General features: G+C 58.7%; 6 protein-coding genes and 1 pseudogene. 4 read left to right on the forward strand and 3 right to left on the reverse strand.

Annotated elements, in window-relative coordinates; genetic code table 11:
* Positions 1 to 6 precede the first annotated feature (6 nt).
* From VEZ52_RS11325 to VEZ52_RS11335, 3 genes are all read right to left on the reverse strand, one after another.
* Entirely contained in the window at positions 7 to 1,464 is a 1,458-nt protein-coding gene (locus tag VEZ52_RS11325; protein ID WP_324836903.1) for an anthranilate synthase component I family protein, read from the reverse strand.
* 332 nt (positions 1,465 to 1,796) lie between these two features.
* Positions 1,797 to 3,989 (reverse strand): glutamine synthetase III, encoded by a 2,193-nt coding sequence (locus VEZ52_RS11330; RefSeq protein WP_324836904.1) that lies wholly within the window; start codon positions 3,987 to 3,989, stop codon positions 1,797 to 1,799.
* A gap of 352 nt (positions 3,990 to 4,341) precedes the next feature.
* Positions 4,342 to 4,764, reverse strand: a complete 423-nt coding sequence (locus VEZ52_RS11335; protein ID WP_298998664.1) for an FKBP-type peptidyl-prolyl cis-trans isomerase — start codon at positions 4,762 to 4,764, stop codon at positions 4,342 to 4,344.
* Between the two features lie 412 nt (positions 4,765 to 5,176).
* Here VEZ52_RS11335 and lysA point away from each other — a divergent pair, with 412 nt between their 5' ends.
* The 4 genes and pseudogenes from lysA to VEZ52_RS11355 all read left to right on the forward strand — a co-directional run.
* Entirely contained in the window at positions 5,177 to 6,445 is a 1,269-nt protein-coding gene (gene lysA / locus VEZ52_RS11340; RefSeq protein ID WP_324836905.1) for a diaminopimelate decarboxylase, read from the forward strand.
* Between the two features lies 1 nt (position 6,446).
* Entirely contained in the window at positions 6,447 to 7,859 is a 1,413-nt protein-coding gene (locus VEZ52_RS11345) for an MATE family efflux transporter (protein WP_324836906.1), read from the forward strand.
* A gap of 89 nt (positions 7,860 to 7,948) precedes the next feature.
* Entirely contained in the window at positions 7,949 to 8,842 is an 894-nt protein-coding gene (locus VEZ52_RS11350) for a DUF2156 domain-containing protein (RefSeq protein ID WP_324836908.1), read from the forward strand.
* Positions 8,843 to 9,710: 868 nt separating this feature from the next.
* A pseudogene (locus VEZ52_RS11355) lies at positions 9,711 to 9,968 on the forward strand (sulfite reductase, dissimilatory-type subunit alpha); the annotation flags it as partial.

Here is a 9,968-nt window from a genome sequence, read left to right on the forward strand (position 1 = left end):
TCGTAATTATCGATGAGCAGAAACATATTCTTCGTCCTCCGCACGCAGGGCCAGGCGCATGATGGCTGATTTGTTGCACACTTCCTTCCATTCCAGATCGGGATCGGAGTCATGCACGATGCCTCCGCCCGCCTGCCAGAAGAGCTTGCCGTCACGCATCCACATGCTGCGGATGGTGATGCCCGTATCGAGATTCACGCTGTCCTTGTCCAGACCAAGCCAACCGATGCAGCCTGCGTAGGGGCCACGCGCGCGGCCTTCCACCTCGCGGATGATTTCCATGGCCCGTACCTTGGGCGCGCCCGAAACCGTACCCGCAGGGAAGGTGGCCGCCAGCACGTCCAGAGCGTCCAGCCCTTCCTCAAGCCGGGCGCTGACCCGGCTGGTGAGGTGCATGACGTGGGAGTAGCGTTCAACTTCCATGTAGCGCTCCAGATTCACCGATCCGGGCTGGGCCACGCGGCCAAGGTCGTTGCGGCCAAGGTCGACCAGCATGACGTGCTCGGCGCGTTCCTTGGGATCGTCGCGCAGTTCGGCGGCAAGGGCGGCGTCTTCAAGGTCGTCCGCACCGCGTTTGCGCGTGCCTGCGATGGGCGAAAGCTGCAAATGCCCCGCCGTGCAACGCACCATGACCTCGGGCGAAGAACCGAAAAGCGTCAGCTCGGGAAAGCGCATGTAGAACATGTAGGGCGAAGCGTTGAACCGGCGCATGCGGCGGTACAGTTCAAAGGGATTACCCTCAAAAGGCGTGGAAAACCGCACGGAAGGCACAACCTGAATGGCCTCGCCCTGACGCAGCATCTCCTTGATGCGGCGCACGTAATCCTTGTAGCCTTCCTCGCCGGGTTCAGCGCAGACATTATCGGGATTGATGCGCACAGCCCCGGCCTGCCCTGTGGCGCGGGCCTCCAGCGATTCGCGCGAGCTTTGCAGCGCGCGGTGTTCGCCGAGGCTCACCTGACAGAGGCGGTTATACAGATGGTCGAACACAAGCACTGTCGACGGCAGCATGAGCAGGCAGTCGGCCTCGTTCTGCGGCATGACCGGGGCCAGTTTGGGATTGAACAGACCCGCCATGCCAAAGCCAAGATACCCGTAAAGAGCACGGGTAATGGGCGGCAGGTTTGTGATGTTGACCGGGCCATCTATGGTCAGCGCCGCCATGAGCGCCCGCAGGCCGTCCACAAAGGGTTTGCCCTCAAAGCGCGCCAGGGGCTTTACGCTGTCGTTGCGGATGTCCAGCGCAAGCTTGCCCTCGCGGCAGGAGATGAACAAAGCCGCATCGCAGGCCAAGATGCTGTAACGGCCCCAGCGACCGTCCACCTCGGCGCTTTCAAGCAAGATGCCGTTACCGGCGCCGACCATACCCATGAACAGGCTGATGGGCGTGTCCATATCCGCTGGCAACCAGCGGGCGGTTTGTTGCAGCGTCAGCATATGCTGCGCATCACCGTTATCTTTCATCTGGCGCATCCTTTGGGTTTTTGTGCCTGAAAAAACAAAAAACGCCGTCTCCTTGGGGAGACGGCGTCTACTTACGACAATGCCAACGTACCGGAACTATTAAGCCCGCACGTCTCCCCCACGCAGTTGGATGCGCCACCACCAGCCTTTGAAGCTGTTAGAAATGGTGTTGGAGAAAACGTTCATATAAATGCCTAGTTCCTTATGTTTCAAGCAACATTACGCATCCAGCCCAATACTGTCAACAGCGCAGAGCGGTTTTTCAGTAAATTTCCGTTACAGCATCAGCTATGGCAAGCGGGAGGGCGCTTTGCCCTCCCCTGCCTACAGGCCTACTTGCCGAACAGAATTTCCTGATAATTGGGCAGCGCCCAAAGGTCGTCAGCCACGCGCACTTCAAGCATGTCCGCGTAGCGGCGCACTTCAACCATGCGGGGCAGCACATATTCGCGGTAGCTGAGGGCGGCTTCAAAGCCGTAGCCCAGGCTGTCCGCCTTGGCCAGCACTTCTTCAAGCTGGCCGCAGGCATCCTGCATGAGGCGCAGATTCGAAGTGATTTCGGCCAGAGTCACGGTTTTGGGATCCTTGCCGATAGCGCGCATGTTTGCCGCCGTGGCGGCCAGTTCACCCTGATAGCGCATGCCCGCAGGGTAAATGATGGTATTGGCCATGCGGATAACCAGATTGGCCTCGGTGCGCACGGTTTTGCAGTACTGCTCAAGATAGATTTCCTGCCGCGCCTTGAGTTCGGACCTGTTGAGCACGCCAGCCTTTTCATAAAGGCTGACCACTTCGGGCTTGGTCAGTTCGGCCAGAGCCTCGGGGGTGGTGCGCAGGTTGGGCAGGCCACGTCGCTCGGCTTCCTTGTGCCACACTTCGGAGTAACCGTCGCCGTTGAAGATAACGGCGCTGTGCTCGTCAATGACATGGCTGATAAAGGATTCCAGAGCCTGATTGAAGGTCTTGCCCTGGGCCAGTTCCTTTTCAAGCCAGTCGGCTGCAAAGCCCAGCGAATCGGCCATCATGGTGTTGAGCGCGGTGATGGAACCCGCCGCAGACTGGCTGGAGCCAAGCGCGCGGAACTCGAACCTGTTGCCGGTAAAGGCCACGGGGCTTGTGCGGTTGCGGTCGCCGGGATCGGCGGGCAGCGGCGGCAGCGTATCCACGCCCAGATTGAGGGCGCGGCCCGTGCGTCCACCGGCGGCGTTTTCAACGCGTCCGGCGCGGAAGGCTTCGAACACTTCCGTCAGCTGGTCGCCAAGGAAGATGGACATGATGGCCGGCGGTGCCTCGTTGGCGCCCAGACGGTGATCGTTGCTGGCGCTGGCGACGGTTGCGCGCAGCAGACCGCCGAACTTGTGCACGGCGCGGATCATGGCGGCGCAGAACACCAGGAACTTGGCGTTGGCATGCGGGGTTTCGCCGGGATCAAACAGGGTGCCCAGCTCCGCATTGCCAATGGAATAGTTCAGGTGCTTGCCCGAGCCGTTCACGCCCGCAAAGGGCTTTTCGTGCAGCAGGCACTTGAGGCCGTAGCGCTTTGCCACGTTGCGCAGCTTGGCCATGATGATGTGGTTGTGGTCAACCGCGAGGTTGCTCACCTCAAAGAGGGGCGCAATTTCGTACTGGCTGGGAGCCACTTCGTTGTGGCGGGTGCGCACGGGCACGCCCAGCTTGTACAGCTCGCGCTCCACTTCCATCATGTACGAAAGCACACGCTGGGGGATAACGCCAAAGTACTGGTCGCTGAATTCCTGCCCCTTGGCCGGACGAGCGCCAAACAGGGAACGTCCGGCGATCTGGAGGTCGGGGCGGGCAAAATTGAAGTTGTGGTCAATGCAGAAGTATTCCTGCTCAAGCCCGGCGTAAGAAACAATGGGCAGCGGCGTATCTTCGCCAAAAAGCGCCAGCACGCGGTGAGCCTCGCGGTTCAGGGCCTGGCCGGAACGCAGCATGGGCGTTTTTTTGTCCAGGGCAACCCCCGTCCACGAAAGGAACATGGTGGGGATGCACAGGAAGGTGCCGTTGGGGTTCTCCATGATGTAAGCGGGGCTGGTCACATCCCATGCGGTGTAGCCGCGCGCCTCAAAGGTCGAGCGCAGGCCGCCGGAAGGGAAGGACGAAGCGTCAGGTTCGCCGCGAATAAGCATGGAGCCGGAAAATTCGGCGATCACGCCGCCAGCGCCGTCAGGCATCAGGAAGCTGTCGTGCTTTTCGGCAGTCTGCCCGGTGAGGGGATAAAAAATGTGGGTAAAGTGGGTGGCGCCCTTTTCAATGGCCCAGTCTTTCATGACTGCGGCAACGGTATCGGCGATGGCGGGGTCCATGCGTTCGCCGAATTCAATGGTTTTGCGCAGCGCCTTGTACACGCTCTTGGGCAGGCGTTCGCGCATGATGCGGTCATTGAACACGTTGCACCCGAAAATATCGGTGGGTTTGGTGTCCACGAAATTCAGGGGGGCCGCTTCGGGTTTGTAGGTAGTGATGGCCTCAATGGCGCTTTGTCTGGCGGATTTGCTGCTCATGGACGAACCTCGCGTTCAGGGCTGACGCAGTGTTGGGGGTGCCGATATTCCCGCTTATGGCGGTTGGATTTATGCCGCTGCATGCAAACCACAAAACGCCCGCGCCCGTGCTGCCCTGGCGCACGCGGACAAGGGGGGCTGTTGCAGAGACCTTGCGGACGCCGTGCAGACGCCCGCACCAAAGCCATGATCTCCGGGCCTGACCATGCAGGCCAGGCCCGGAACAGTATACTCTAACGGAACGCGCCCTGGAGCTGCCCGCCGCCGCACAACCCCGACCATGCTGAATCAATCAGCACGGCCAATAGGGCAAAGGTAGAGGCAAAACCGGAAGCGCGAACCGGAAACCGCTTTAGTTCACGCTCACGATTTCGATTTCAAACGTCAGCGTCTTGCCAGCGAGGGGGTGGTTGGCGTCAAGGGTGATCTCGTCCGAGCCAACTTCGGTGATGGTCACGTCCATCTGGCCCTGCTCGTTGGAGAGCTGCAACGGCACGCCCACGTTCAGGGGAATATGGTCGGGCACCTGGGCGCGGGGAACGGTGAACACCAGTTCGGGATCAGCCTCGCCATAGGCATCATCAGGCGCAACTGTCACGGTAACGGTTTCACCCGCTTCGCGACCGTCAACGGCGGATTCAAAACCCGGGATCAGCATACCTTTGCCCATCACGAATTCCAGGGGTTCGCGCTCACGCGAAGAGTCGAACACCGTGCCATCGTCAAGGGTACCCGTGTAATGCGCGCGCACCGTATCGCCTTTTTTAATAGGCATAACTACTCCATTGCAGTGTGTGTGGGCGGTCTGCGGCAGTGTGCCGCATTGTCGGCAGAAGCTGCCAGGGCAGAAACCCGCCCGCGAAAAGAATAACGCCCGATAATAAAGTGCAAGCAAAACACGGCGGGGGCCTTCTGTCAATCTGCAACGTTGCCATAAATGCCTTCAATTCCCCTGCCAGCGCGGGTTTGCGGGCTTTGATCTTTTGCGTGTCATTGCGATAAAAATGCAACTGCCGCAGTGCATCCCGCCCTGACGCGACACTGCTGCCACCCCGCCGTAGCAGCCGCTTGCAGGCTTGACAGAGTGCCATACGACACTAATAATCAGCAATTGCTCTCAACGGGAAAATCCCGCTCTTGTTCGGGCGGCACACGCAATCTTTCAGAGGTATCTCAGAGGTATTTTTATGTCCGATATTCGCTCCACGTACACCGACGAATGCAATTTTTATGGCCGCCACACCCCCCGCGAGCTGGCTGAAACCTTCGGCACCCCTCTCTATGTATACAATGAGAACGTGCTGCGGCAGCGTTGCCGCGACCTTATGGGGCTTTCCAAACACCCCGGTTTCGGCGTGAACTATTCTGTTAAGGCCAATGCGACCCCCGCCCTGCTGCGCATAGTGCGCGAGGAAGGGCTGGTGGTGGACGCCATGAGCCCCGGCGAACTGTACATGGACGAGCTGGCCGGTTTTACGCCTGAAAAAATTCTGTACATTTCCAACAACAATTCCGAGGCCGAGCTGAAAAATGCCGTTTCGCGCGGGCTGCTTATCAGTGTGGATTCCCTCTCGCAGCTTGATACCCTTGGCCGCATCAACAAGGGCGGCAAGGTCATGGTGCGTTTTAACCCCGGCATTGGCGCGGGCCACCATGCAAAGGTCATCACTGCGGGCAAGGACACCAAGTTCGGCGTCACCCCCGACAAGCTGGACGAAGTTTTTGCCCTGCTTGAAAAGCACGACCTCACGCTGGCTGGCATCAACCAGCACATCGGCTCGCTCTTTATGGAGCCCGACGGCTACCTTGATGCCGCCGAGGTGCTGCTGCATCTTGCCGACCGCCTGCCCGCCAGCATGCTGGCAAAGCTTGAAGTCATCGACTTTGGCGGCGGCTTTGGCATCCCCTACCACAAGTACGAAGGTCAGGCCCGCCTGAGCATGGCCGACCTTGGCAGCCGCCTGCACGCGCTCATTGCGGGCTGGTCTGAAAAATCCGGCTACAAAGGCCGTTTTCTTGTGGAACCGGGCCGCTATGTGGCCGCCGAATGCTGCGTGCTGCTGGGCACCGTGTTTGCCGTCAAAAACAATGGCGACAAACGCTACGTGGGCACCAACCTGGGCTTCAACGTGCTCGTGCGCCCCGCCATGTACGACTCCTTCCACGATGTGGAAATCTACGGGGCCGACACCCAGACCCGCAAAACCATGGTGCAGACCATTGTGGGCAATATTTGCGAAAGCGGCGATATCCTTGCCAAGGAACGCGAACTGCCCGTTATGTGCGAGGGAGATGTGCTTGGGGTACTTGACGCCGGAGCTTATGGATTTACTATGGGTTCCAACTACAACCAGCGTCGTCGCCCCGCTGAAGTTCTCATTCAAAGCGACGGCGCTGCCAAACTTATCCGCCGCCGCGAAACCCTTGAGGATCTTGCGCGCTGCCTGATGGATTAATGTGACACAATTACGCGGCGCATCCGCGCAGCAGGCCCGGCCCGCGCCCGACCTGAGCACTTCCCCCCGCGCGGTCTGGCGGTTGACCTGGCCCCAGATGCTCATGATGTACCTTATGTTCTTCATGGGCTTTGTGGCTGTGTGGGTTGCCGGACAGATCAGCGCGGACGTTCAGGCGGCGCTGGGCATGGTGAACCAGTGCAGCATCCTGCTGATGGTGGTCGCCATGGCTGTTTCAAGCGGCGCTACGGCGGCTGTGAGCCAGTCGCTGGGCGCGCTTAAAGTCATGCGTGCCCAACGCTATATCGGCACAACGGTTATCGGCTGCATGGGGCTTGGGCTTCTTGTGGCCCTGGGTGCCGCCCTCTTCAGCGATGGCATACTGCGCGTGCTCATGGTGCCTGAAAGCATCATGCCGCAAACCCGCGAAATGTGGGCAGCCAGTATGCTTGGCCTGCCCGCGCAGTATCTGTACGCGTCAACCGGGGTCATGTTCCGCGCCACGCGCCAGGTTTTGCCGCCCCTGTGGGTTGCTTCCGGCGTGTGCCTGTGCAACCTGCTGGCCTGCCTTGGCCTTGGGCTTGGCTGGTTTGGCATGCCCAACATGGGCTATATGGGCCTGATATGGGCAAACGTGGGCGCGCAGTATCTTGGTGCTGTGTGCAACTGCGTGCTGCTGGCGCATTCCGGCTATCTGAACCGCAAATCCCTGCCCTCCCTGCGCTGGCTCCGCGCTGGCCTGCCCTACCTGCTTAAGGTGGCCCTGCCCGCAGGTGCCGCCCAGATCGTATGGCAGTCCGGCTACATGATGCTGTTTGTTCTTGTGGCGTCATTGCCCTCCGACAGCGTCAACGCGCTGGCCGGTCTCAATGCCGGTCTGCGGGTAGAAGCCCTGCTGTTTCTGCCGGGCATGGCCTTCAACATGAGCGTGGCCGTGCTGGTGGGCAACAGCCTTGGTGCGGGCAAATCCGCCGAGGCCCGGCGCGTGGCCCTCAATATGGTGACGCTTGCGGCTGTGGCCATGAGCTTTATGGCCGCCCTGCTCTGGCCCTTCCGGCAGGAGGTGGCCCACCTGCTCTCGCAGGAGCCGGGCACGCAAGCCCAGATTGTAAGCTACCTTACCTACAACCTGCTCTCCACGCCTTTTTCCATCGCAAGCACTGTCATGGGCGGCGTGATGACGGGAGCCGGTGCCACCAAGTACAACCTCATGATTTTTGGCGGCAGTTTCTGGCTGGTGCGCCTGCCCTTGGGCTGGCTGCTTGGTCACATGCTCTGGGGCACGGCCTCGGGCGTATTTGTGGCCATGCTCGTATCCCAGATTCTGCAAACCAGCATCATGCTTTATGTGGTGCTTTTCAGCGACTGGACGCGCTTTGCCATGAGCCGCTGCCGTCAGCCGCAAACCCCGTAAATACCGCCCAGGAGGCCGCAACTGCGGCGGTCCTGGCATGCGCCCGCGCACTGTCATGCATTTGCGCATCGAGACGCGAGGAGACGATTGTGAGCAAGACCTTTACCCCTGTCAGCCTGGAAGGACGCCAACAGTATTACGAACTGTGGAGCCGCACTCCCCAGCGTTCACTGGACTATACCCTGGCAAACCTGTGGGGCTGGCAGGATTACTACGGACTTGAATGGTGCTTTGAGGACAACCTCTGCTGGATCCGCCAGACCCGGCCCTATGCCGTGTGCTGGGCCCCTGTGGGCGACTGGAACGCGGTTTCGTGGAAGGATCTGCTGCCCTGCGGCTTCAACCCCGAGGCCCACAACATCACCCGCGTGCCGGAAAAACTGCTGGAAATCTGGCAGCGCGAACTGCCCGGCCTTGTGGATGCGGAAGAAGACCGGGGCCAGTGGGAATACCTGTACAAACAGGAAGAACTGGCGGAACTGCCGGGCAACCGCTTTCATAAAAAGAAAAATCATCTCAACAGCTATGTGAAGACCTACGGCCAGCCGGACTACCACACGCTGGACGACGCCATGGTTGAAGACGTGCTGGCCGTGCAGGACGACTGGTGCCAGTGGCACGAATGCGAGGAATCGCCTTCGCTCAGGGCCGAAAACGAAGCCATCAACCGCGTGCTCAGCCACTGGAACTGTTTTACCGGGCTTGTGGGCGGTTCGCTCTATGTGGACGGCAAGATGGTGGCCTTCAGTGTGGGCGAGAATCTGGACGGCGCAAACCTTGGCGTGCATTACGAAAAAGGCCTGAACGGCTTCAAGGGCGTGTACCAGACCATCAACTGTCTGTTCTCGCGCAACGCTGGCGCAGGATTTACCTACATCAACCGGGCGCAGGATCTGGACGAAGAAGGCCTGCGTCAGGCCAAGATGACCTACCTGCCTGCCGACTTTCTGCGCAAGTACAAGGTGCGCATCCGCAAGAGCTGACATCTGGCAGCCGCGCCGCGGCGTGGGGGCAATGTCTGTTCACCGCGCTTCGGGCCTGAAATACATAAAACCGCGCATCCGTCCTTTATCAGGGCGGTATGCGCGGTTTTTATTTGCGCGGCCTCACGTTTTTTGCTGCGTGCACGGCGTGCGGCCCTTTTGGAAATTTCCTTGGCAGGCAAGCCAAACAAATGCAAAACCCCGACGGAAGCCGGGGAATTGCACGAAAAAACAGTTGAGGTGGCTGAATCATGCCATAATTGGTATTCCTGTCAACATGAGATACCAGTAGGCAAAAAATAAACATTCTTGCCCTTTTATCTGCTTGCGACACCCTGCCTTGAAATTTTTTAATCTGCAATATTAATCTGATACGTGGCATGCGCAGATCTGCCCTTCTGGCCCTGACAGAAAAAATATCGCCGCCCACCCTCCTCTAGAAAAAATATTTTTCAGCCCTCCTGCTTCTCCCCCATATTCCAAAGTAGATAAAGCAACTGCCTTAGCCCACATGGAACGACAGTAAACAAGCTCAGCGATATTTCACAAATAACAACGAAATTTCGTTGTTATTTGTGAAATATCATTTCTCTCGGAAGGACAAAATCAACCAAAATTCAAACTAATATACTGTAATTATTTAAATAAAATGTAACGGTCTGGTTCTTGAATACTACGGCCCAATGATGCTGCTCCCCCACACAATGGGGAAGGCATATTGGGCTGAAGCTGGCAAAAGGAAACCACGGATACTGAGCAAGCAACTTGCCGTGCTTTGCGCAGTTTCCGGCGGCATTTGATTTTGCTCGATCAATGTCTGGCTTTGTGCTCTGGGCTGGACAGAACAATGAACTTTTGAGGTGTGATGATGTCAAAATTCGCAACGCCGCAGTTGGATCAGCTTGAATCCGGTCCATGGCCGAGCTTTGTATCCGATATCAAGCAGGAAGCTGCGCATCGCGCGGCCAATGCCAACAATGTCGAGTATCAGATCCCTGTGGACTGCCCTGAAGACCTTCTGGGTGTGCTTGAGCTTTCCTACAACGAAATGGAAACACACTGGAAGCACGGCGGCATCGTGGGTGTGTTTGGTTACGGCGGCGGCGTTATCGGCCGTTACTGCGAC

Origin of the sequence: Desulfovibrio sp. (genome assembly GCF_035644575.1) — a bacterium.
GTDB lineage: Bacteria > Desulfobacterota > Desulfovibrionia > Desulfovibrionales > Desulfovibrionaceae > Desulfovibrio.

What these genes read in the sequence shown, in the direction of transcription:
- VEZ52_RS11325 (WP_324836903.1), bottom strand. Translation starts at nt 1,464, where the DNA reads ATGAAAGATAACGGTGATGCGCAGCATATGCTGACGCTGCAACAAACC.
- VEZ52_RS11330 (WP_324836904.1), bottom strand. Translation starts at nt 3,989, where the DNA reads ATGAGCAGCAAATCCGCCAGACAAAGCGCCATTGAGGCCATCACTACC.
- VEZ52_RS11335 (WP_298998664.1), bottom strand. Translation starts at nt 4,764, where the DNA reads ATGCCTATTAAAAAAGGCGATACGGTGCGCGCGCATTACACGGGTACC.
- lysA (WP_324836905.1), top strand. Translation starts at nt 5,177, where the DNA reads ATGTCCGATATTCGCTCCACGTACACCGACGAATGCAATTTTTATGGC.